A 21880-nucleotide genomic window follows, 5' to 3' on the forward strand; every position below is an offset into this window, starting at 1 on the left:
GTGTACGGTGTTACCCATCAGCTTGGCGCATGGATTGGAGTGTCATGTGCTCATCCAGCTGAAAACACCGGCACGGCCTAATGCTCGATCGGTCCTTTCGGCATGACGATCGTGGTGCCGGCGGTTGTCGGACGCTCGATCATGCGGCGGACGCGCGGCGGCTCGTCGCCGCTGTGCAGCGCCCGTACGCGCTCGCCGACAACAGCGTCGGCATGGGTGGCCCGCTTGTTGTGTCGGATGTACTCGAGCCATGTCGGCGTGTGATAGTGCTCGATCCATATTGCGGGATTTTCGAGATCGCGCGCCAGCGTCCAGTTGCGGGCGCCGTCACGGCGGCGAATGCGGCCGCGTTCGGCCATGGTGGCTAGGAATTCCGGCACGTCCTCCTCGCGGATGATGTACTCGATCATGATGGCGATGGGGCCGCTGCGCAGTTTTAGGTCGAGCGCAAGATGCGGCTCCTTGAAACGGTTGGTGGGATCGAGGTTGAGCACCGCCTGCTGCGGCAACGGCAACAAGAGGCCGATCGCGCCGCCCGCCAGCATCGCAACCGCCGCCGCGACCAGCGCGAATTCGGCGCCATGCGCATCGGCGATGACACCCCAAATCCAGCTGCCGAGCGCGATGCCGCCGAATGTCGCGGTCTGATAGACCGAGAGCACCCGGCCGACCACCCAGCGCGGCGTCGACATCTGCACGGTGACGTTGAAATGCGACAGCGCGATCACCCAGCAGGCGCCGCCGATGAACAGCCCGAGCGACGTCTGCCAGGCGTGGTCGCTGACGGCGGCATTGAAGGCGCAGAGCGCGAAGCCGGCGAATGCCATGCGCACCATCGCCTCGCTGGACAGGATCTGCCTCAGCCGGACGCTGATCAGCGCGCCGCCGACGGCGCCGATACCGAAAGCACCGAGCATGATGCCGTAGGTCAAGGCATCGCCCTTGACGACATCGCGCGCCACCAGCGGCAGCAGCGCCAGAACCGCGCCGGCGCTGAAGCCGAAAGCCGCACCCCTGACCAGCACCTTGCCGATATTGGGCGACATGGCGACGTAGCGCAGGCCGGCGCCCATCGCCGCCCCCAGCGTCTCGCGCGGCAGTGTCGAGGCCGGCAGGTCCGGCTTCCAGCGGGCAAGCACGATGAGGAGCCCGACATAACTCAAAGCGTTGGCGGCAAAAGCCGCTGCAGCACCTGCGGCGGCAACGATGATGCCGCCGATCGCCGGGCCGACGCTGCGCGTCAGGTTGAAGCCCAAGGAGTTGAGCGCGACGGCCGCAGGCAGCTTGGCGCGCGGCACCATGTCGCCGACAGAAGCCTGCCATGACGGGTTGTAAAGGGCCGTGCCGCTGTTGATCAGGAAGGCGAAGGCGAGAAGCGTCCACGGCGTCATCAATCCAAGATAGGTGAACACGGTCAGCAGAACCGAGACGACCAGCATGAAGATCTGGGCAATCAGCATGACCTTGCGCCGGTTGAAGCTGTCGGCGATGGCACCGGCAACGAGCGCAAACAGCATGATCGGCAAGGTGGTTGAGGCCTGGACCAGCGCAACCTGATAGGACGAGGTGGCGATCGTGGTCATCATCCAGGCGGCGCCGACGCCCTGGATCAAGCCACCGAAATTCGAAACCAGACTGGCGGACCATACGGCGCGGAAAATGCCGTGCCGGAACGGCGCCAGCGCCGAGACGCGTTCGCCGTCCGGCTCGTCGTCGATCATAGATGCTTCCCCGACTTCAAATGCTGCGTTCTTCCAGAATCGGTGCCCTCATGCCGTCCCTTCAAAGTAGAGCATGACTTCGCAAAGGGCGAACGCCTTTTCAAAGAAGATCATGGTCCAACAATAAGATAGCGGTGGCTGGAACAGGTCAGCGGCCATTCTTGCAGGCCGCGTGAAGCGCTTCGGTGAGGTGGCCGACTTTCTGCCCGCCGCGCCCGCTGCCTTCTGCCGTGAGCCCATAAAACGCGAACGGCTGAGATTGGTGGGAGCGGACTGGCGGCTTCAGGGAATTTGTCTTCGATTGCAGGCATCGGCCTGCGCTCGCATCGCTGCGAGCAACTTCTCAGCGGACTCGGCAACGGAATCCGCCTGCTCCAAGAACTCGGCGCGTTGGGCAAAAAATACTTAGCGACTTGACGAAGTTTTCGCTTGCGCTATCGGCAAATTGGGCGATAGTTAGCGACATGGCTAAGCATGATCCTGCTCTCTCGCTGCTCTTCCATGCGCTCGCTGATCCGACCCGCCGGTCGATCCTGACCCGGCTCGCCGAAACACCTGCGCGGGTGACGGATTTGGCTGGCCCCACGGGACTACGGCTGCCCACGGTGATGCGGCACCTTTCCGTGCTGGAGGAGGCAGGGTTGATCACCACGTCCAAGGACGGGCGGATACGCACCTGCGCCATCGTACCCGAGGCTCTGGATCCGGTGCGGACATGGCTCGATGAACAGCGCGCCATCTGGGAGGCTCGGCTCGACCGGTTGGATGCATTTGTGATGAATGTGATGAAGGAACGCGAAGAATGACTCAGAACCTGGCTACAGACAGCACGATCAGTGCTGCGCCTGATGATAGGAAAGGCCGCTTTGCGACGCTCACCTTCGAACGGGATGTGGCCGCGCCATTGGCCGTGCTGTGGGAGGCATGGACGGCGCCGGCCGCGCGGGCGATCTGGGCTGCGCCATCACCCTCGGTCACCGTGGAGTTCTTGGAGGCCGACACCAGGGTGGGTGGACGCGAGATCTCGCTCTGCAAGGTAGAGGGCCATCCGGACATCCGCTGCGAGTGCGGCTGGCTGGCGTTGCAGCCGGCGCTGTGCAGCGTGAACTACGAGGTGATCTCATCCGAAGGCGTGACGCAATCGGTCGCGCTGGTGACGGCGGATATCTCGGGAACGCACGAGCGCAGCCGGTTGGTCGTGACGGTGCAACTTTCCTCGCTGGCGGAGGACATGGAGGCAGGCTACCGGGCAGGCTTCGGTGCCGGGCTGGACAACCTCGCGGGCGCGGCTGAACGAACCATGGTGTTGCAGCGGGTGATTCAGGCGCCGCGATCCATTGTGTGGGGCGCCTGGATGAACTCTGAAACGCTGCCGCAATGGTGGGGGCCGGAAGGCTTCTCCTGTCGCACGAAAAGGATCGATCTGCGCACGGGCGGGGAATGGGTATTCGACATGATCGCGCCTGATGGCACGGTCTTGCCGAACCACCATCTCTATAACGAGGTCCGGCCCGAGGAGAGGATCGGCTATACGCTGCATTGGGGCGAGAACGGGCCGAAACATGCCGACGCCTGGGCCTCGTTCGAGGATCAGGACGGGGCAACGAAGGTAACGCTGGGCATGGTGTTCAGCACGACTGCCGAGTTCCAGGAGGCGAAGGGCTTCGGTGCCGTGGAACTGGGACTGCAAACTCTGGGCAAACTGGAACGCTTCGTCGAATCCCGCTGAAATGCTGCGGTCTCCCGTCGGCCCGAATTAGGGTGGACGAGGTCCTCGTCCATGTCGCGCTCGTCTTCATCGGCGTCGGCATCCGCCTCTTCAGTCAGAACGGCATGGAGCCGGTCAGGCTGGAGAAGACCCAGGTCTCGGAAGCGGGGCCGATCACCAACATGCGCTTCCGCTTGGCGGGATGGGGCCGAGAATTCACAAAGGGATACACGAAGAGGAGGGTTCTATGAGAAAACTGATCATATGGGACATGGTGACCGTCGACGGCTTCTTCGAAGGTCCGGACAGGGACATCAGCTGGTTCGTCTTCGAAGAAGAACTCGAGAACTACATTCGTGAGACCCAGGAAAAGGCCGACACGCTGATCTTCGGCCGCGTGACCTACGAGCTCATGGCAGCCTATTGGCCGTCCGAGCAAGGCTGGATCGCGGACTTCATGAACAAGATCGAGAAGGTGGTCTTCTCGCGCACGCTGAAAAGCGCCGACTGGAACAACACGAAGCTCTTCAACGGCAATGTCGCGGAAGAAGTCTCCAAGCTGAAGACCAGGGACGGCGGAGACATCTTCGTGTTCGGCAGCGCCGACCTCACGGCGACCCTGATGGAGCACGGCCTGATCGACGAGTATCACCTCGGGATCAACCCCGTCATTCTCGGGAGAGGCACGCCGCTCTTCAAGGGCGGCCCGAACCGGATACCCCTGAAGCATCTGGAGACGAAGACGCTCAAGTCAGGTGTTGTCATCCTCCATTACGCGCCGGAGAGCAGACAATGACGATCGATCCGCTCTTTCCCGTCAACTAGGCTTGTCGAAATGGGAGGTCCTGGGAAGCGGCGCGCTCCAGACGATCGACGGCCAAGGGGCGTAGCTGCCATCACCTTAAATTGTGATTGACCGCTTATGGGTTTGGCGCGGCCAGCCCGGAACAGCTGAATTGGGGGCGTTGCCGACTGGCTGCTTTCACATCGCGCCGGATTCTGATTCAGGGCTCACCATGAGCCGATATTACCTGACAGACTTCGAATGGCGCGTGATCCAGCCGTTGCTACTCAACAAACCGATAGGCACTTTCCGCCATGATCCTGAACTTGATCATGTGGCCGCACTTGTAAGGACCATGAGAGCCAGTTTCGCGAAGAAGGCGACGACGCCGACCCCGGCACCGATCACGATCCAGCGCTAGGTCGTGCGACGCACGCCGAAGGCCGTCCAGGACCGGATGCGCAGCAGGAAGGCCGCGAAAAAAACCAGCCATGCCGCCAACGCCTGAAAGCGCCGTCAGAATCAAGCCGAGCACCACCGGGTCAAGATCCAGCCGAACCAGGCCGTCACCCCCGCCGATAGCCAGTACGGTCAGGCAGACGGGGCAAACGATGATTTCAGGCCAGCCGGGCCCAGCGGGTGCAGCTTTTCCGTTCATCGCTTCTATATCTGAATGGCAAGTGCCGTGGGATGACGAGGCACGATGCGTGTTCAACTTCCTTGCGACGCATCGTTCTGAATGCTCTTCATCCCTATTCAGATTAGCTCGCGGCGCTCGGCACCGGCGTGTTGAGAAGCTGCTGCTCCCAAAGATACGCGATGCCGCTGCCGCCGAAGTGCTGGATGAGAATCTCGGTCAGCTCCTCGACATGCTCGGTGCGCGCCCAGTCGCGTTGCCATTCGCCAGCGAGCGCCATCACGGTCATCACGTTCGCGCCGGCCGCGGCCATGCGCTGGATGGCAACTTCGTGAGACTCCTTCGAAATCCCGCCCGACGCGTCGGTGATCACGGTCACGTCCCAGCCTTCGCCGGCGGCCTGGATGACAGGCATTGCGACGCAGACCTCGGTCCACAGGCCGGCGATGATCAGTTGCTTGCGGCCGGTCGCCTTGACGACGTTCACCACATTCTCGTCCTGCCAGGTGTTCACCCAGGTGCGATCGATGACTTCCTGGTCCGGAAATACGTCGGTGATCTGCTTAAAGAGAAGTCCACCGCGCGCCGCGATCACGCTGGTGAGAATGGTCGGAACATTGAAGGCTTTTGCTAGCTTCGCCAGCGCGGTCGTGTTGTTGACCACCATATGCGGATCGTGGCTGTTCAGGTTCGCGAGTTGATAAGGTTGGTGATCGATCAGAACGAGGACCGAATCTTCGGGACGAAGAAGCGAATCGAGGCCGTTACGAGGGGTCATCAAAACTTCCTTTCTCTGCCGCTATGGACGGCAATGGGTTCACGGGAGACATGCGCCAGCGGGCGACGTTGCCTGGACGCAATTTGCTGTTCCTTTTGGCGATGCGGTAGTGCCATAGTCGGGCAAGCTGTGTCGCGAGACGAGGAACGCCGAATTGGACATCGAAGATCTACAAACATTCGTCGCAGTGGCCGATGCAGGGGGCGTATCGGCCGCCGCGCGCCGGCTCGGCGTCTCCAAGTCAATCGTCAGCCGGCGACTCTTTCGGGTCGAAGCGGAGCTTGGCGTCCAACTGCTTGCACGAACGACACGCGGGGCAGCGCTTACGGAAGCGGGGATCACGTTCAGGGACCATGCGGCCCGAGCCAGCGCCGAGATCGACACAGCCTGGGAAACGATCCTCCCGACAGGTGAGCTGCGCGGCCGCCTGAGGGTTGCCATGCCGCTTACTTTCGGCCCAACCCACTTCGCCCCGGTGCTCGCCGACATGGCGCGCCAGCACCCGCAGCTCCACATTCATACCTCCTACAGCGATCGCTTCGTCGATCTCATCGCAGAGGGTTTCGACTGCGCGATCCGGGTCGGCTACCTTCAGGACTCCAACCTGATCGCGAAGCGCATCGGACCAATCTATGGAAAGCTCGTCGCAAGCCCGGATTATATCAAACTGCATGGCGCCCCCGAGACACCGGAGCAGCTGGTTACCCATCAGGCCCTCATGCAGGGAACGGAAGCCTGGCAACTCATGGATGGCGACAAGATCGTCACGGTTCAGCCGCAGGGCAGGTTCAAGGCCGACAACGCTACGGCGCTCGCCGCCGCCGCAGCAGCAGGACTCGGCATCGCTTGGCTCCCCGATTGCATCACCTATGACTATGTGGCCTCCGGCGCGCTCGTTCCGATCATGTCACGCTATCCGCCACCGCCGGCGGGTGCATATGTCATCCGACCGCCGGGGCAGCACCCGGCACGCAAGATACGCACAGTCACCGAAATGCTGATCGAGCATTTCGAACGAAATCCCCACCTCTGGGGTCTCGACCGGTAAAACACTGACATCCGCGAATCCTTGGCAGACGATGCGCTCGCCTGCGGGCCACCGGCCTCGGCGACATTTTTGCCTGCACGTTCCACTTTCCGGGACACAGCTTGGCGCATTGCGTGGCTAGCTGCGGAGACGGCCGCTCGCTAGTTCGGGCCGTCGTCGGGCGGGCAGCACTCGACCCGCTCACGCTGTGCAGATTGACGGAGACCGGGCATGCGCCTTCTCATCGGCGAGGGGCGAGGCCGCCCGGAAGCCCAGGAGGATGACGCGCATGAGTTGGAACCCAGCAATCGAACCGGGCTGCCCCGATGAGGTTGGCCTCGACGCGAATCGAAACCCTCATCGTTCCGCGTTTCCGCGACCTTGGCGGTTTCGAGGTTCGGCGAGGCATCTACATCGTCGAAGGCTCGATACCGATCGCCGGCCAGGATTACGAGGCACCTCAGATGATGGTCTTCGCCCGGGCGACAGGATCACGGTCGCGGCCGGCCGCCAAGGCGCGCAACTGATAATCCTCGGCGCAACGCTCAGCGGACCGCGCTATATCTGGTGGAACTTCGTCGCCTCGTCCCGGGAGCGAATCGAAGAGGCCAAGGTCGAATGGCGCGCTGAGAACTGGGGCATGGGACGCTTCGATCTCCCGATCGATGACCGCATATTTCTCTTCGGGACTGACCGGCGCTGATAAGGTGATCGCGCGGACGCTGCTCGGGCGGTCGAGGACGACAAGAACGATCTCGCGTGCCGATTGAATGCAGGATGGAGACAGCGAAAATGAGCAACAAGTGGCCCCACCTCGACTACCTCAGTTGGCGCGAGACGTGTTCCGCACTGCATCTATACTTGCAGATCGCCGGCAAGTATCGGCTGGCTCATACCCCGTGGCTCAACCATTCCTGGAACGCGACTTTCTACGTCACGCCTCGTGGCCTGACATCCTCGCCGATCCCCGACGGCCCTGGCATCGATATCCTGTTCGACCTTCGAGACCACATGGTGATGGGCGCGAGCGGCGACGGCCGCAAGGCGTCCTTTGCGCTCGGGCCGACTACGGTCGCAGCGTTCCACGCCAGTTTCGTCCGGCTGGTTTCCGAACTCGGCGGCACACCGACCTTCAACGGCCAACCGAACGAAGTGCCGAACCCGGTACCCTTCGCCGAAGATCATCGCGACCGGCCCTATGATCGCGACGCCGTTCAACGCTTCCATCACGCGTCGATTGCGGTGGACAGGGTCTTCAAAACGTTCCGGACCTCCTTTCTCGGCAAATCCAGCCCCGTTCACCTGTTCTGGGGCGCTCTCGATCTGGCCGTCACGCGCTTCTCAGGGAGGCGTGCTCCTCTCCATCCGGGCGGCATTCCGGCATTGCCGGACGAAGTGACGCAGGAGGCCTACGACCGCGAGGTCTCCTCGGCAGGCTTCTGGCCGGGCGGCGGTGGCATCGATTATCCCGCCTTCTACGCTTACGCCTATCCCACGCCGAACGGCTTTCGAGGCGCATCGGTCAGGCCGGATGCCGCGTTTTGGCACGATGGCCTGTCGGAATTCATTCTGCCCTACGATGCCGTGCAGTCGGCGGCCGATGGCGACGAGACCCTATTGGCGTTTCTCGTCTCGACCTACGAGGCCGCTGCCGATCTCGGGGGATGGGACCGCGATCTGCTGGAGTGCATGCAAGGGCGGCCGGGTCAGGTGCGGCCGCCACACGCCGAGCTGCCGAAGAAGGCCACATTATCGACCGACGAAAAGGTTGAACGGGAGGATGGCGCATCCAAAGGACGCTACCGGATGGTCATCGATGGCGTCGAAGCCGAGATGACTTATAGCCGCGCCGGCGAGGGACTGATCATCATCGACCATACAGAAGTTCCAGCAGCCTTGCGGGGCCGCAAGGTCGGCGAGCAAATGGTGCGCCAGGCGGTCGAGGATGCACGACGCGAAGGGGTCAATATCATTCCGCTTTGTCCGTTCGCAAAAGCGCAGATCGACCGTCATCCGGAATGGCAGGATGTGCTTCCTCGGTCATAGGCTGCCAACAGCCCGACCACGCGCATTGCGGCGCGTGCTGAACGGCATATTCTGGGTGCTGCGATCTGGGTGCGCCTTGGCGCGACCTGAGCGTTATGGCCCGCGCACCACCTCTACAGCCGCTTCGTGCGATGGCGGAAGGCAGGCGTGTGGGGCCGACTGATGGAGAGTATCACGGCTGCGCACGACGGCGAGAACTCAATGCGGCTTTGGCTCCGCGCTATGAGTCTACAGCCTGGATTTCTACAAGTGTCGTTGCCCAAAACCGCTGCGCTCTCTCGGGTCGAACGCCCGGGGCAGCCCTTTGGGCGACGTGCATTACCGATCTTCGAATCCGGTCAGCACGCCGACGGCGTTGATGCCGATTTCCTCGACGGCATAACCGCCTTCCATGACGAACAGTGTCGGCAGGCCGAGCTTGGCGATGCGACGGCCAATCCTGGGATAGTCGGCGCTTTTCAGCTTGAACTTGCTGATCGGGTCCCTCTCGAACGTGTCGACGCCGAGCGAGACGACAACGACATCGGGAGCGTAAGCCGCAAGTTTCGCGCAGGCGTCTTCCAGTGAAGCATTCCAGGCATCCCATGCGGTGCCGAACGGCAGGGGATAGTTGACATTGAAGCCTTCGCCAGGCCCGGAGCCGCGCTCGTCGGCATGGCCAAGGAAGAACGGATATTCGGTCATCGGGTCGCCATGCAGGTTCAGCACTTGCACGTCGCTGCGGCTGTAGAAGATCTCCTGCGTGCCGTTGCCGTGATGGTAGTCGACATCGAGGATCGAGACGTGCCTGGCGCCGTGGTCGCGGAACCATTGCGCGGCAACGGCGGCGTTGTTGATGTAGCAATAGCCGCCCATGAACGCAGCACCGGCATGATGTCCGGGCGGGCGGCAGAGCGCGAAGGCTGACGTCTCGCCGCCCTTGACCAGAGCGGCCGCAGTCAGCGCCACGTCATAGGATGACTTGATCGCCTCCCAGGTGCCTTTGACGAAGCTGGCGCCGCCGTCGAAGGAGTAAAAGCCAAGCAGCGCGTCGATGGTTTGGGGGCGCACATCGCCGCGCAAGGCGCGCGTCGGCCAGGTGAAGGGGATGGCCGAACCTGTTCGGCCCGACGCTTCCCAGAGCGGCCATACGGTCGGCAGGAAATCGATGTAGTCGCTGTTATGCACCTTCCTGGCGGCTGCGAGGTCGTGGGTTTCGGGTGGCAGGATCGGGCCGAGCTTTTCGCCCTCCACCCTCGCCTTGATGAACTCGGCGCGCGAGGGCTTCTCGAAGGCCGGCACAATGGCGCCTGAAATCAGTTCGAAATTGCCGGCATGACCGGCGTGGAGAGGGGAGAAAACAGTCTTCATTTGGGCGGCCGGCTCGCTCTTCGAGTTGCGCATCTGTCATTGACGGACAGCTTTGTGGCAGAGAGTTCCAGCGCCGCCAAGAGGCATTCCAGACCGTCTTTGCGAGTGGCAGCGGACGGCTTGCCAGACGCCAAGACTCTGCTAGCCTTAGCTCAAACGGGAGAAACTTATGCCGCCATCGGCCGATCTGATCGTCGAGAACGCCAGCATATTGACGATGGATCCCGATACACCCCGCGCCGAAGCCATAGCCATCAAGGGCGGCGAAATCATTGCGATCGCAGATCACGCGACCGTTCTGGAGCACAAGGGACCCGGCACGCGCGTCATCGACGCCGAGCGCGGTTCCGTGGTCCCCGGCTTCATCGAAGCGCATATGCATCTTTTCGCCGGCGCGGCCGAACTCGATCACCTCCAACTGATGGGCGTCCACGGTTTCGATGCGCTCTGCGACGCTGTGCGCAACTATGCCACAAAGCGGCCGGACCTGCCCATTCTGCAGGCGCAAGGCGCCGACTATACCATCCTGTCGGCGACGGAGCGGGTCAGCCGCCATCACCTCGACCGGATCCTGCCGGACCGGCCCTTCGTCATGGCGGCGCCAGACCACCACACAATGTGGGCGAACACCAAGGCGTTGGAGCTGGCCGGCCTGCTGAGAGGCAAGCGGCTTGGTCCCGGCAACGAGATCGTCATGGGCGACGACGGGCTGGCCAGTGGCGAATTGCGCGAGGGCGAGGCCTTTGGGCCGCTGATGGCGCTGGCCGGCGAGGATCGCGTGCGGCTCGGCCTGGCCACCGGCGGCGAGCCGGACCCGAAGCCGACGCCGGCGGAGCAGGCCTCCGACCGGGCGATCATGCGCCGCGGTTTGGAATGGTGTGCCAGGCACGGCATCACGTCGATCCAGAACATGGACGGCAATTTGCACCAGCTCGAACTCCTGTCCGAGATCGAGGCCGAGGGCGGCTTGCTGTGCCGGGTGCAGGTGCCGTTCCACTACAAGAACTTCATGACGCTCGACATGCTCGACAAAGCCTCAGTGATGGCTGAGCGCTACGATGGCGAATGGCTGTCGTCGGGCATGGTCAAGGTGTTCTACGACGGCGTGCTCGATTCATGGACGGCGGTGATGGTCGAGCCCTATGCGGATCGTCCGGATTGGCTGGGCGAGCCGCTGTTCACGCCGCAGCAATTCATCGATCTTGCCGTGGCCGTCGACAGGCGCGGGCTGCAGATGGCGGTGCACTCGATTGGCGACGGCGCCGTGCGCGCCGTGCTCGACGGCTACGACGAAGCGCAAAAGGCGAATGGCAGGCGCGACAGCCGGCATCGGGTCGAGCATATCGAGGTGGTCACCGCCGCCGACATACCGCGTTTCGCGAAGCTTGGCGTCATTGCCTCGATGCAGCCGCCGCATCCGCCGGGCAGCATGGGCTTGCCGCTGGAACCAACGGTGTCGCGCATCGGGCCCGCCCGCTGGCCGCTGAGCTATGCGTGGCGGACGCTGAAGAATGCCGGCTCGCGCGTCGTCTTCGCCTCCGATTGGCCGGTGTCGCCGATCGATCCGATCCGGGGCATTCAGGCGGCAGTGCTGCGCAAACCATGGGCAGACAGCGATCCCGACCAGAGCTTCTCGCTGCATGAATCGCTTGCGGGCTATACGGTGGAAGGCGCCTATGCCGAGTTCATGGAGCACCGCAAGGGCCGCCTCAAGCCAGGCTTTATGGCCGATCTTGTGGTGCTCTCAGGCGACATCGAGGCGACCGCGCCGGAAGCGCTGCATACGGTGCGGCCGGCGACGACGATCTGCGGCGGCAAGATCACCTTTCAGGCCTGACGGTGGCACGGGAATTGCGTTCTGGATCGACATTCAGATGTGTGGTTGCCAAGCCACACGCCGTGTGCTGACAATCGAGTGGGAACTGGATTCGCCCTGAAGAGCGGACACAAGAATGGGGTAATCGTGCCGGAACAACCGGGTAAAAGTGCAATTGAAGTTCGTGGCGTCCGCAAGGTATTCGGTACCGGGGAGTCACAGGTCGCCGCCCTCGACACGGTTTCGGTGTCGATCCGCGAAAATGAGTTCTTCACGCTGCTTGGTCCGTCCGGCTGCGGGAAGACGACGCTTTTGCGGCTGATCGCCGGCTTCGATTTCCCGAGCGCCGGCGAGATCCTGCTGCATGGCCAGGACATCGCGCCGCTGCCGCCGTTCAGGCGGCCGGTCAATACCGTGTTCCAGAACTATGCGCTGTTCCCGCATATGACGGTGGCCGAGAACATCGGCTTCGGCCTCGAAATGCTCGGCAAGCCCGAGACCGAAGTGAAGGCGCGGGTCGCCGAGATGCTGAAGCTGGTCAAGATGGAGGCGCTCAGCAACCGCCGCACCAGCCAGATTTCCGGCGGCCAGCAACAGCGCGTGGCGCTGGCGCGTGCTCTGGCGCCGCAGCCAAAAGTGCTGCTGCTCGACGAGCCGCTGTCGGCGCTCGACTTCAAGCTGCGCAAGGAGATGCAGATCGAGCTGAAGCGGCTGCAGCACGAGACCGGCATCACCTTCATCTTCGTCACCCACGACCAGGAAGAAGCGCTGACCATGTCGGACCGCATCGCGGTGATGTCATCGGGCAAGATCCTGCAGGTCGGAACGCCTTGGGATATCTATGACAAGCCAGCGGAGCGCTTCGTCGCCGACTTCATCGGCGAAACCAATTTCCTCACCGCGGCGATCACCGGAATGGGCAACGGCAAGGCACGCGCAACGCTCAAATCCGGCGCGACGATCGACGCGACCGTGGCTGAGGGCTTTCAGCCGAAGGACAATGCCACCGTGGTGGTCAGGCCGGAACATGCCAAGCTGACCAGCGGTAAGGGCGACCTGTCAGGCACGGTCGAAAACATCGTCTATTTCGGCACCGACACGCATATACATGTTCGCCTGGACAGCAGCGAAGCCTTCACCGTGCGCCAGCAGAACACGCGCAGCGCCGGCTGCGGTTTCGAGCGGGGCGACAAGGTCGGCATTTCGATCGGCAACGACGCCGCGCAAGTGCTGAGGGATTGATGGCGAGCGCGGAACAAGGCGCCGAGGACGCCGAACGCCGTGAAATCCGCGATCGCTGGCTGCTGTCGGCGCCGGCACTGATCATCATCTTTCTCGCGGCGTCCGGCCCGCTGCTGATCGTCGTGATCTATTCCTTCCTGACGCCTGGGCCGTATGGCGACGTGGTGTGGAAATTCTCAACCGACGGTTGGCTGTCGGTGCTGATGCAGCGTGACATCTTCGACGATACGCTGGCCTTCGCCGACGCGCATCTGTCGATCTTCTGGCGCTCGGCCAAGCTGTCGTTTTTGACAACGATCCTGACGCTGCTGTTTGGCTTCCCGACCGCCTATTTCATCGCCACACGGCCGGCGCGCCAGCGCGATATCTGGTTGTTCCTGATCACCATCCCGTTCTGGACCAATCTCTTGATCCGCACCTTCGCCATCCAGGAGGTGATCCGCAACGAGGGCCTCGTCAACACGGCGCTGATCAAGCTCGGCATCATCAGCCAGCCGATCCAGATGATGTTCACCGATTTCGCGCTGATGGTCGGCATGACCTATGTCTATCTGCCGCTGATGGTGCTGCCGCTCTATGCCAGTATGGAAAAGATCGACTTCCGGCTGGTCGAGGCGGGTTACGACCTCTACGCCAACCGGTTCCAGGTGCTGAGGCGGGTCATCATCCCGCTGGTCAAGCCCGGCATCGTCGCCGGCTCGATCCTGGTCTTCATCCCGGCGCTGGGCGCCTATGTCACCCCGCGCGTGCTCGGCGGGTCGAAGAATATGATGCTCGGCAATGTGATCGAGCTGCAGTTCGGGCAAGGCCGTAACTGGCCGCTCGGCTCGGCGCTGTCGCTGTCGCTGATGGCGATCGTGATGGTCGCGCTGCTCCTATATGTCCGCTCCGTCGGGCGCCGGGGTGGCGCGCATGGCTAGCCGCTTCGACATCCGCCGGCAGACCGGCTTCACGACCATCGCAATGATCTGCTTCGTCGCGCTGTACCTGCCGATCGTCACGCTTGTCGTCTATGCCTTCAACGCCGGCAATTCGATCGCGATCTGGGAAGGCGTGTCGCTGCGCTGGTTCTACCAGGCCTGGAACAACGATCAGGTCGTCGATGCCGCCATCCGGTCGCTGCAGATCGCTTTGGTTGCCGCGACTGTTGCCACCATCGTCGCCACCATGGCTGCACTCGCCACGACCCGAACCAAACCCTATCCCGGCCTCGGCTTCAAATATGCCTTCATCAACCAGCCGCTGATGGTGCCGGAGATCGTCACCGCGGTGGCGCTGCTAATCTTCTTCTCGCGCATCAAGATCTGGACCGGCTATTCGGGGCTGGGCTACCTGATGGCGGCGCACACCGCCTTTTGTATTCCCTTTGCCTATCTGCCGATCCGGGCGCGGCTCGAAAACATGGATCTGTCGTTGGAGACCGCGGCGGCCGACCTCTACGCGACACCCTGGAACGCTTTCCGGCGCGTCACCTTTCCGCTGCTGTGGCCAGGCATCCTTGCCGGGCTGATGCTGGCCTTCGTCATCTCGCTGGACGACGTCGTCATCACCGAGTTCGTCAAGTCCGGCGGCCAGGACACGTTGCCGACCTACATGCTCGGCCAGTTCCGGCGCTTTATCACGCCGGAAATCAACGCAATTTCGACGGTGTTCCTGCTGATCTCGATATTGATCGTCACCGTCTTCTTTTTCATCAGCAGGAAAAAGGATCACGAGTGACAGGAGAGATACGATGAAGTGGAAACTGACTGCGACGGCACTCAGCGCCGCGCTGTTCGCCTCGGTGGGTCTCGCCCGCGCCGACGGCGAACTCAACATCTACAATTGGGGCAACTACACCAGCCCCGAGCTCGTCAAGAAATTCGAGGAGACATACAAGGTCAAGGTGACAGTCACCGACTACGATTCCAACGACACGGCGCTGGCCAAGATCAGGCAGGGCGGCAGCGGCTTCGATGTCGTGGTGCCCTCGGCGAGCTTCGTGCCGATCTGGATCCAGGAAGGGCTGCTCCTGGAGACAGAGCCGAACAAGATGGAGAACTTCAAGAACATGGATCCGAAATGGGTCGATGTTCCCTTCGATCCGGGCCGCAAATACACCGTGCCGTGGCAGTGGGGCACGACCGGCGTCACGGTCAACACCTCGGTCTACAAGGGCGATCCCAACACCTCGGCCATCTTCTTGGATCCGCCGCCGGAACTGGTCGGCAAGATCAACGTCGTTCCCGAAATGGCCGACGTCATGCATCTCGCCATCAGATATGTCGGCGGCGAGCCGTGCACCGGCGACAAGGAGGTGCTGAAGAAGGTGCGCGATGTGCTGGTGGCGGCCAAGCCGAAATGGATCTCCATGGACTACGGCACGGTCGAGAAGTTCGCCAAGGGCGACTTTGCCGCCAGCGTCGACTGGAACGGCGCGTCGTTCCGCTCCCGCCTGCAGAACAAGGATATCGTCTATGGCTATCCGAAGGAGGGCTATCCAATCTTTATGGACAATCTTGCGGTGCTGAAGGACGCCAAGAACGTTGAAAACGCCAAGCTGTTCCAGAACTTCGTCATGGACCCCGAAAACGCCGCGATGATCTCGTCTTTCGCGCGCTACGCCAACGGCATCAAGGGATCGGAGGCCTTCATGCCTAAGGACATGAAAACGGCGCCGGAGGTCAACATCCCCGCCGAGTTCGCCAGCAAGGGCACGTTCATGCTGACCTGCGCGCCCGACGTGCAGGCACTCTACACCAGGATCTGGACCGAACTGCAGAAGTGATCGCATCGTTGACGGACCCGGCGGCGCGCGCCGCCGGGTCCGTTTTCATATTGCCGGGACGCATCTCATGACCTCCTATCGCAACAGTGAACCGGCGCCGCCGATCATGCGGGGCTCGCCGCCCAGGATGGTGACGCCGAAGCTCGACTGGGACCGGGGACCCTGGAATCGCTGGGCGTTCCAGCATATCCGCGAAATTCTGCCGACCGTCGAAGTCTGGCGCGGCAACGGCCATCGCCGCCGGTTCGAGCGGACCGAGGTCGATCTCGACGCGCTGCCGGTGAGCGACAGCACGGGTCAGCCGACGACGCTGGCCGGGCTGCTGGACGAAACCTATGCGGACGGGTTTCTGGTGCTCAAGGACGGCAAGATCGCCTATGAGCGCTATTTCAACGGCATGACCGACCGCACGCTGCATTTGTCGCAGTCGATGGCGAAATCGGTCACGGGCTCGGTATTCGGCATACTGGCCGGGCGCGGTCTGATCGATCCCGCCATGCCGGTGACGACCTATCTGCCGGAGCTGGAAGCTACCGGTTGGGCGGGCGCCAGCGTGCAGCATGTGCTCGACATGACGACCGGCGTGCGCTTTTCCGAGGAATACACCGACCGCTATTCCGACATCGGCCAGGTCGATGTCGCCAGCGGCTGGAAACCGGTGCCGCCGGCCAGCGATCCGGCCTTCGAGTGGCCGTCGCATATGTTCGAATTGATCCTGCGGCTCACGGAGACAAGCCGGCCGCATGGCGCTGCGTTCGAATACCGTTCGATCGAGACCGACGTGCTCGCCTTCATCCTGGAACGGGTAACCGGCAAGCGGCTGGCGCAGCTGGTTTCGGAGGAACTTTGGCAAAAGCTTGGGGCGGATGAAAGTGCTTGTTTCACCGTCGACAGCGCCGGCTACGCCATCGCCGATGGCGGTTTCAACGCCACGCTGCGCGACTATGGCCGCTTAGGCCAGCTGATCCTCGACAATGGCGGCGGCGTCGTGCCGGCCGACTGGATCGAGGCAACGCGCACCGGCAGGCATGGCCCCGACTTCAATCCCAGCCTGCCGGAAGGCAGCTACCGCAACCAGTTCTGGATCGAGGATCCGCGCTCACGCGCGCTGATGTGCCGGGGCGTGTTCGGGCAGCTGATCCATATCGACTGGAACACGAGAATGGTCGTGGTGAAGCTTTCGAGCTACCCGGATTTCACCAACATCGCCTATTCGGTGGCGACGATGAAAGCCGTCCACGCGATCGCTGCCGCGCTGGCCTAAGAGACCGTTTGGAAACTCTACTCTGGCGGCCATCTGATGGCGTTTTCTGCGCTTCCGGTGCTCACGGACCCAAATGTCCGCTGCGCGCCGGTTCTCGAAACCACCACCATATGACTCGCCAGAGCGAATTTCGAAACAGTCTCTAACTTCCTAAAAAAATCGAGAGGAAACACCATGACCGGCAAGACCGCGTTCGAAACCAGATATGGCTTTGCCCGCAATCAAGTGCTGCTCGGCAACTGGCGCGAAAGCCCGTTCAGCCGGTGGTCGTTCCAGAATGTCGGCGAGTTGGTGCCGAGCGCACGCGTCGCAGCTGTGCCGGGCAATGCCGAAATACCGGTTCAGGATTTCGGTGGGCTGCTTGACGAAAAGGTCGCTCTGGCCGGCGGCCCGGAGACCGTTGCGGCCTTTCTCACGCGTTCCGATGCCGACGCGCTGACGATCATGAAAGCCGGCAATATCGTCGGCGACTGGTTTGCACCGCATATGGAGTTCGGCGCCCGCCACATCATCTTCTCGATCAGCAAGTCGCTGACCGCCATTCTGGCCGGCATATTGGAAGGCGAGGGGATTTTTGATCCACAGGCTCCGGTGACCCGCTATCTGCCGGAAGCTGCCGACTCGGCCTATGGCGATGCCAGTGTGCGGCATGTGCTCGACATGACCGTCAGTCTTGACTTCGAAGAAGCCTATCTCGATCCGGAGAGCGCCTTTGCCCGCTATCGTCGCGCGACGCTGTGGAATCCGGGCGGCACGGAAAGCCTGACCGACTTCATCCTGACGCTGCAGCGCCTTGCCGAGCCGCATGGCCGGACGTTCCGCTACCGCTCGCCCAATTCCGACCTGCTCGGCATCCTGCTCGAACGAGCGTCCGGCCAGCGCTTCGCCGAACTGATGCGCGAGAAATTGTGGCTGCCGCTTGGTGCAATGAGCGAAGCCACGGTGACAGTCGACATGGCCGGCACTGCGCGCACGGCCGGCGGCATTTCGGTGACGCCGCGCGACCTGGCGCGGGTCGGTGAGATGATGCGGCAGGGCGGCGCGGCCAATGGCCGCCGCATCGTGCCGGAAGCCTGGGTGCGCGACACTGTCAGCACAGGCGGAGACAGCGAGGCCTGGCAGCGTGGCGCGATGGCGTTCCTTTTTCCACAAGGCCGCTACCGCAACAAATGGTACCAGACCGGCGCGGCAAGCGGCGCCTTCTGCGGCATCGGCATCCACGGCCAGTGGCTCTACGTCGATCCCAAGGCGGAGGTCGTCATCGCCAAGATGTCGTCGCAGCCGGGGCCGGTCGACGAGCCGCTCGATCTCGACATGATTGCTTTCTTCGAGGCATTGACCCGGATGGTCTGAGCCGATCCAGGCCGACCGCGATGGCAGCTTTCCTGTGGAGCTATTGGGCGGTTGAAGACGCCGCGGTTGGCGGGGCGACGCTCCGAGCTTATGGTCGCCGCTCTTTTCGACAGGACAGCAGGAACGACATGGCATCCGACATCAAGCTCATCGCAGCAATCATCGCAGCCGAGATCGCTGCCCGGCCCGAACAGGCCGCGGCGGCGATCGGGCTGCTGGACGAAGGTGCGACGGTGCCGTTCGTGGCGCGCTACCGCAAGGAAGTCACCGGCGGCCTGGACGACACGCAGCTGCGCCTGCTTGCCGAGCGGCTCGCCTATCTGCGCGAGCTCGACGCGCGCCGCGGCACCATTCTCGGTTCGATCCGCGAGCAGGGCAAGCTGACCGAAGAGCTTGAAACCAAGATCGCGGGCGCCGCCACCAAGGCGGAACTCAAAGACATCTATTTGCCCTACAAGCCGAAGCGCCGGACTAAGGCCGAGATCGCGCGAGAGCGTGGCTTGGGACCGCTGGCCGAGGCTATCCTCGCCGACCGCGCGGCGGTGCCCGCCGAACTGGCGCTGGCCTACATCAGCGAAGAGGTGGCCGATGCCAAGGCGGCGCTCGAGGGCGCGCGCGACATCCTGTCCGAGCAGTTCGCCGAGAATGCCGATCTGGTCGGCAGACTGCGGAGCTACATGAAGGAACGCGCCTTCATGCGGTCACGCGTCGTCGAGGGCAAGCAGGAAGCCGGCGCGAAGTTTTCCGACTATTTCGACCATGTCGAGCGCTGGGCCAATGTGCCCAGCCATCGCGCGCTGGCGATGCTGCGCGGCCGCAACGAAGAGGTGCTGTCGCTCGACATCGAGGTCGATGCCGACGACGCGTCTCCGGTGAAGCCGGTCGAACGGATGATTGCCGACGCCTACGCCATCGGCCGCCAGGTGCCGGGCGATCGCTGGCTGATGGAGGTGGCGGGCTGGACCTGGCGCATAAAGCTGTCGCTGCATCTGACACTCGATCTGATGCGCGATCTGCGCGAGCGAGCCGAAGAAGAGGCGATCCATGTCTTCGCCCGCAATCTGAAGGATTTGCTGCTCGCTGCCCCGGCCGGCTCGCGCGCCACGATGGGGCTCGACCCCGGCATCCGCACCGGCGTCAAGGTGGCGGTTGTGGACGGCACCGGCAAGCTGCTGGCGACGACGACGGTCTATCCGTTTCCGCCGAGGAACGATGTGCGCGGCACGCAAGCCGAACTCGCAAAGCTCATCCGCCTGCACAAGGTCGAGTTGATTTCCATCGGCAACGGCACCGGCAGCCGCGAGACGGAAAGGCTGGTGACCGACATGCTGTCGGACATGCCGTCGGATTCTGGGCCGAAGCCGCTCAAGGTGATCGTCAGCGAGGCGGGTGCTTCGGTCTATTCCGCCTCGGCAACGGCAGCGGCGGAATTTCCCGGCCTCGACGTGTCGCTGCGCGGCGCGGTGTCGATCGCGCGGCGGCTGCAGGATCCGCTCGCCGAACTGGTCAAGATCGAGCCGAAGTCGATTGGCGTCGGCCAGTATCAGCATGACGTCGACCAGTATCGGCTCGGCCGCTCGCTGGAAGCGGTGGTCGAGGACGCGGTCAATGCCGTCGGCGTCGACCTCAACACCGCCTCGGCGCCGCTTCTGGCGCGGGTTTCGGGTCTTGGCGCATCGCTGGCCGAGGCGATCATTGCGCACCGTGACGCGGCGGGCCCCTTCGCCAGCCGCCGTGACCTGTTGAAGGTCTCTCGCCTTGGACCCCGCGCGTTCGAGCAATGCGCCGGCTTCCTGCGCATTCCCAACGGCACCGAACCGCTCGATGCCTCGGCCGTGCATCCGGAAGCCTATGGCGTGGCGAAAAAGATTGTTTCGGCCTGCGGACGTGACCTCCGCTCGCTGATGGGCGACAGTGCCGCTCTCAAGGCGCTTGATCCGCGCGTCTTCGTCGACGAGCGATTCGGCCTGCCGACGGTGCGCGATATCCTGGCGGAACTGGAAAAGCCCGGCCGCGACCCGCGCCCCGGATTCAAGACCGCGACCTTTGCCGACGGCGTCGAAGACATCAAGGATTTGAAAGCGGGGATGCTGCTGGAAGGCACCGTCACCAATGTCGCCGCGTTCGGCGCCTTCGTCGATATCGGCGTGCACCAGGATGGACTTGTGCACGTGTCGCAACTGGCCGACCGTTTCGTCAAGGACGCGCATGAGGTGGTGAAAGCCGGCGACGTGGTCAAGGTGCGCGTCATCGAGGTCGACATCAAGCGCAAGCGCATCGGCCTTTCGATGCGTAGGGATGGTGACGGCGGTACACCGAAGCCGCGCGACAATGGCAACAGACCGGTGCCGCGCGCGCCGGCGCCGCAGCGCCAGCCGGAGCGGCCGGCAGGGCAGGGCGCATTCGGCGCCGCGTTGGCCGATGCGTTGAAGCGTAAGTAGCTATTTCTCCGGCGGCACATGGCCCAGCAGCCAGTCGCGAAAACTGGCGACCGGCGGATTGCCGCGTTTGTCGTGCGGCACGACGAGGTAATAGGCGCTGCGGCTTTGCATCGGCCGGCCCGGAGCCGGCACAAGCTGTCCGCGCTGCAATTCGCCTGAGATGAGCACCTGCGGCAGCAGCGCCACGCCGAGCCCGGCCATGCAGGCTTGGGCGGCGGTGCCGAATTGCTCGAACTGCATGCCCGGTCCGGTCGGTGCGCTCAAACCCTGATGCTCGAACCACTCGATCCATGCGCCGGGCCGCGTCGCCATGTGCAGCAGCGGCAGACGGCCGATATCGGCAGGCGTGGCAATGGCGCGGCCGGCCAGAAATTCGGGCGACACGACAGGCACCACCGTCTCGCGCACCAGCAGCGTCGAGTCGGCGTCCGGCCAGTCGGGCAGGCCGAAATGGATAGCGGCGTCGAGCCTCTCGCGGGCGAAGTCGAAGCGGCCGATGCGAGTGACGAAATTGATTGTGATGTCGGGGTTGTTTTCGACGAAATCCGGGATGAGCGGCATCAGCCAGCGCGTGCCGAAGGTCGGCAGGATGGCAAGGTTCAAGATGCCACTATGCCGATTGCTCATCAATCCCAGGGCTGCATCGCGCAGCTGCCCAAGGGCGGCGCGCACCGCTTCGGCATAGATCTCACCTGCCACGGACAGTCTGACATTGCGGCTGTCGCGATCGAACAGCCGGCGGCCGAACTGGGCCTCCAGAAGCTTGATCTGCCGGCTGACGGCGCCCTGGGTCAGATCGAGCTCCTGCGCGGCGGCGGTGAAGCTGCCCAACCGGGCCACCGCCTCGAAGGCGGCAAGGGCGCTGATACCGGGCAAGAGGCGGCGCTGCACGTTCATGATCCATTACTATCGCTCATTGATCGCCGAAGCAATTTCGTTTGATTTT

19 protein-coding genes and 3 pseudogenes are annotated in these 21880 nt (G+C 63.1%); 17 read left to right on the forward strand and 5 right to left on the reverse strand.

The window, feature by feature from the left end; translation table 11 throughout:
- Positions 1 to 77: 77 nt before the first annotated feature.
- Entirely contained in the window at positions 78 to 1721 is a 1644-nt protein-coding gene (locus AC0L3N_RS21075) for an MFS transporter (RefSeq protein WP_473549346.1), read from the reverse strand.
- 464 nt (positions 1722 to 2185) lie between these two features.
- On the opposite strand from AC0L3N_RS21075, the gene AC0L3N_RS21080 reads away from it, so the two are divergent.
- The 5 genes and pseudogenes from AC0L3N_RS21080 to AC0L3N_RS21100 form a co-directional block, all read left to right on the forward strand.
- Positions 2186 to 2527: an ArsR/SmtB family transcription factor gene (locus tag AC0L3N_RS21080; protein ID WP_473549347.1), complete on the forward strand. Its 342-nt coding sequence runs from the start codon at positions 2186 to 2188 to the stop codon at positions 2525 to 2527.
- On the forward strand, positions 2524 to 3450 hold the full coding sequence (locus AC0L3N_RS21085; protein WP_473549348.1) for an SRPBCC family protein: 927 nt from the start codon (positions 2524 to 2526) through the stop codon (positions 3448 to 3450). Before AC0L3N_RS21080 ends, AC0L3N_RS21085 begins: the two co-directional genes overlap by 4 nt.
- Positions 3451 to 3482: 32 nt before the next feature.
- Positions 3483 to 3680 carry a hypothetical protein gene (locus AC0L3N_RS21090; RefSeq protein WP_473549349.1) on the forward strand — a complete coding sequence of 66 codons (198 nt, stop codon included), beginning with the start codon at positions 3483 to 3485 and terminating at the stop codon, positions 3678 to 3680.
- A complete protein-coding gene (locus tag AC0L3N_RS21095) occupies positions 3677 to 4225 on the forward strand; it encodes a dihydrofolate reductase family protein (protein WP_095492706.1) in 549 nt (182 codons plus the stop codon). Before AC0L3N_RS21090 ends, AC0L3N_RS21095 begins: the two co-directional genes overlap by 4 nt.
- A gap of 220 nt (positions 4226 to 4445) precedes the next feature.
- Positions 4446 to 4532, forward strand: a pseudogene (locus AC0L3N_RS21100) (IS5/IS1182 family transposase); the annotation flags it as partial.
- Here AC0L3N_RS21100 and AC0L3N_RS21105 read toward each other — a convergent pair.
- Positions 4497 to 4871 (reverse strand): hypothetical protein, encoded by a 375-nt coding sequence (locus tag AC0L3N_RS21105; protein WP_473549396.1) that lies wholly within the window; start codon positions 4869 to 4871, stop codon positions 4497 to 4499. The pseudogene AC0L3N_RS21100 and the gene AC0L3N_RS21105 overlap by 36 nt on opposite strands.
- 103 nt (positions 4872 to 4974) lie before the next feature.
- Complete coding sequence (locus tag AC0L3N_RS21110; RefSeq protein ID WP_473549350.1) at positions 4975 to 5628, reverse strand: hydrolase; 654 nt, start codon at positions 5626 to 5628, stop codon at positions 4975 to 4977.
- 154 nt (positions 5629 to 5782) lie between these two features.
- Here AC0L3N_RS21110 and AC0L3N_RS21115 point away from each other — a divergent pair, with 154 nt between their 5' ends.
- The 4 genes and pseudogenes from AC0L3N_RS21115 to AC0L3N_RS21130 form a co-directional block, all read left to right on the forward strand.
- Positions 5783 to 6676, forward strand: a complete 894-nt coding sequence (locus tag AC0L3N_RS21115) for a LysR family transcriptional regulator (RefSeq protein WP_473549351.1) — start codon at positions 5783 to 5785, stop codon at positions 6674 to 6676.
- 380 nt (positions 6677 to 7056) lie between these two features.
- A pseudogene (locus AC0L3N_RS21120) lies at positions 7057 to 7358 on the forward strand (pirin-like C-terminal cupin domain-containing protein); the annotation flags it as partial.
- Positions 7359 to 7447: 89 nt separating this feature from the next.
- Entirely contained in the window at positions 7448 to 8701 is a 1254-nt protein-coding gene (locus AC0L3N_RS21125) for a DUF5996 family protein (protein ID WP_473549352.1), read from the forward strand.
- Positions 8702 to 8729: 28 nt separating this feature from the next.
- Positions 8730 to 8896, forward strand: a pseudogene (locus AC0L3N_RS21130) (transposase); the annotation flags it as partial.
- 123 nt (positions 8897 to 9019) lie between these two features.
- Here the strand turns inward: AC0L3N_RS21130 and AC0L3N_RS21135 are convergent.
- Complete coding sequence (locus AC0L3N_RS21135) at positions 9020 to 10051, reverse strand: histone deacetylase family protein (protein WP_473549353.1); 1032 nt, start codon at positions 10049 to 10051, stop codon at positions 9020 to 9022.
- Between the two features lie 169 nt (positions 10052 to 10220).
- Here AC0L3N_RS21135 and AC0L3N_RS21140 point away from each other — a divergent pair, with 169 nt between their 5' ends.
- The 8 genes from AC0L3N_RS21140 (at position 10221) to AC0L3N_RS21175 (ending at position 20934) form a co-directional block, all read left to right on the forward strand.
- On the forward strand, positions 10221 to 11888 hold the full coding sequence (locus AC0L3N_RS21140) for an amidohydrolase (protein ID WP_473549354.1): 1668 nt from the start codon (positions 10221 to 10223) through the stop codon (positions 11886 to 11888).
- A 126-nt stretch (positions 11889 to 12014) separates the two neighbouring features.
- Positions 12015 to 13109 carry an ABC transporter ATP-binding protein gene (locus tag AC0L3N_RS21145; protein WP_473549355.1) on the forward strand — a complete coding sequence of 365 codons (1095 nt, stop codon included), beginning with the start codon at positions 12015 to 12017 and terminating at the stop codon, positions 13107 to 13109.
- Positions 13109 to 14029, forward strand: coding sequence for an ABC transporter permease (locus tag AC0L3N_RS21150; protein WP_473549356.1), 921 nt, complete (start codon positions 13109 to 13111; stop codon positions 14027 to 14029). The genes AC0L3N_RS21145 and AC0L3N_RS21150 overlap by 1 nt, the downstream gene beginning before the upstream one ends.
- Positions 14022 to 14828, forward strand: coding sequence for an ABC transporter permease (locus AC0L3N_RS21155; protein ID WP_473549357.1), 807 nt, complete (start codon positions 14022 to 14024; stop codon positions 14826 to 14828). The genes AC0L3N_RS21150 and AC0L3N_RS21155 overlap by 8 nt, the downstream gene beginning before the upstream one ends.
- A gap of 13 nt (positions 14829 to 14841) precedes the next feature.
- Entirely contained in the window at positions 14842 to 15876 is a 1035-nt protein-coding gene (locus tag AC0L3N_RS21160; protein WP_473549358.1) for an ABC transporter substrate-binding protein, read from the forward strand.
- A gap of 67 nt (positions 15877 to 15943) precedes the next feature.
- Complete coding sequence (locus AC0L3N_RS21165; protein ID WP_473549359.1) at positions 15944 to 17140, forward strand: serine hydrolase domain-containing protein; 1197 nt, start codon at positions 15944 to 15946, stop codon at positions 17138 to 17140.
- A 174-nt stretch (positions 17141 to 17314) separates the two neighbouring features.
- A complete protein-coding gene (locus tag AC0L3N_RS21170; RefSeq protein ID WP_473549360.1) occupies positions 17315 to 18493 on the forward strand; it encodes a serine hydrolase domain-containing protein in 1179 nt (392 codons plus the stop codon).
- Between the two features lie 128 nt (positions 18494 to 18621).
- A complete protein-coding gene (locus AC0L3N_RS21175) occupies positions 18622 to 20934 on the forward strand; it encodes a Tex family protein (protein ID WP_473549361.1) in 2313 nt (770 codons plus the stop codon).
- Here AC0L3N_RS21175 and AC0L3N_RS21180 read toward each other — a convergent pair whose 3' ends face one another.
- Positions 20935 to 21831 (reverse strand): LysR family transcriptional regulator, encoded by an 897-nt coding sequence (locus AC0L3N_RS21180; RefSeq protein ID WP_473549362.1) that lies wholly within the window; start codon positions 21829 to 21831, stop codon positions 20935 to 20937.
- Between the last annotated feature and the right edge of the window lie 49 nt (positions 21832 to 21880).

Source organism: Mesorhizobium sp. WSM4807, from assembly GCF_055811615.1.

Bases quoted from the DNA above. Each gene is read 5' to 3' on its own strand.
- AC0L3N_RS21075 (WP_473549346.1), bottom strand. From the start codon at position 1,721: ATGATCGACGACGAGCCGGACGGCGAACGCGTCTCGGCGCTGGCGCCG.
- AC0L3N_RS21080 (WP_473549347.1), top strand. From the start codon at position 2,186: ATGGCTAAGCATGATCCTGCTCTCTCGCTGCTCTTCCATGCGCTCGCT.
- AC0L3N_RS21085 (WP_473549348.1), top strand. From the start codon at position 2,524: ATGACTCAGAACCTGGCTACAGACAGCACGATCAGTGCTGCGCCTGAT.
- AC0L3N_RS21095 (WP_095492706.1), top strand. From the start codon at position 3,677: ATGAGAAAACTGATCATATGGGACATGGTGACCGTCGACGGCTTCTTC.
- AC0L3N_RS21105 (WP_473549396.1), bottom strand. From the start codon at position 4,871: ATGAACGGAAAAGCTGCACCCGCTGGGCCCGGCTGGCCTGAAATCATC.
- AC0L3N_RS21110 (WP_473549350.1), bottom strand. From the start codon at position 5,628: ATGACCCCTCGTAACGGCCTCGATTCGCTTCTTCGTCCCGAAGATTCG.
- AC0L3N_RS21125 (WP_473549352.1), top strand. From the start codon at position 7,448: ATGAGCAACAAGTGGCCCCACCTCGACTACCTCAGTTGGCGCGAGACG.
- AC0L3N_RS21135 (WP_473549353.1), bottom strand. From the start codon at position 10,051: ATGAAGACTGTTTTCTCCCCTCTCCACGCCGGTCATGCCGGCAATTTC.
- AC0L3N_RS21140 (WP_473549354.1), top strand. From the start codon at position 10,221: ATGCCGCCATCGGCCGATCTGATCGTCGAGAACGCCAGCATATTGACG.
- AC0L3N_RS21150 (WP_473549356.1), top strand. From the start codon at position 13,109: ATGGCGAGCGCGGAACAAGGCGCCGAGGACGCCGAACGCCGTGAAATC.
- AC0L3N_RS21155 (WP_473549357.1), top strand. From the start codon at position 14,022: ATGGCTAGCCGCTTCGACATCCGCCGGCAGACCGGCTTCACGACCATC.
- AC0L3N_RS21160 (WP_473549358.1), top strand. From the start codon at position 14,842: ATGAAGTGGAAACTGACTGCGACGGCACTCAGCGCCGCGCTGTTCGCC.
- AC0L3N_RS21165 (WP_473549359.1), top strand. From the start codon at position 15,944: ATGACCTCCTATCGCAACAGTGAACCGGCGCCGCCGATCATGCGGGGC.
- AC0L3N_RS21170 (WP_473549360.1), top strand. From the start codon at position 17,315: ATGACCGGCAAGACCGCGTTCGAAACCAGATATGGCTTTGCCCGCAAT.
- AC0L3N_RS21175 (WP_473549361.1), top strand. From the start codon at position 18,622: ATGGCATCCGACATCAAGCTCATCGCAGCAATCATCGCAGCCGAGATC.
- AC0L3N_RS21180 (WP_473549362.1), bottom strand. From the start codon at position 21,831: ATGAACGTGCAGCGCCGCCTCTTGCCCGGTATCAGCGCCCTTGCCGCC.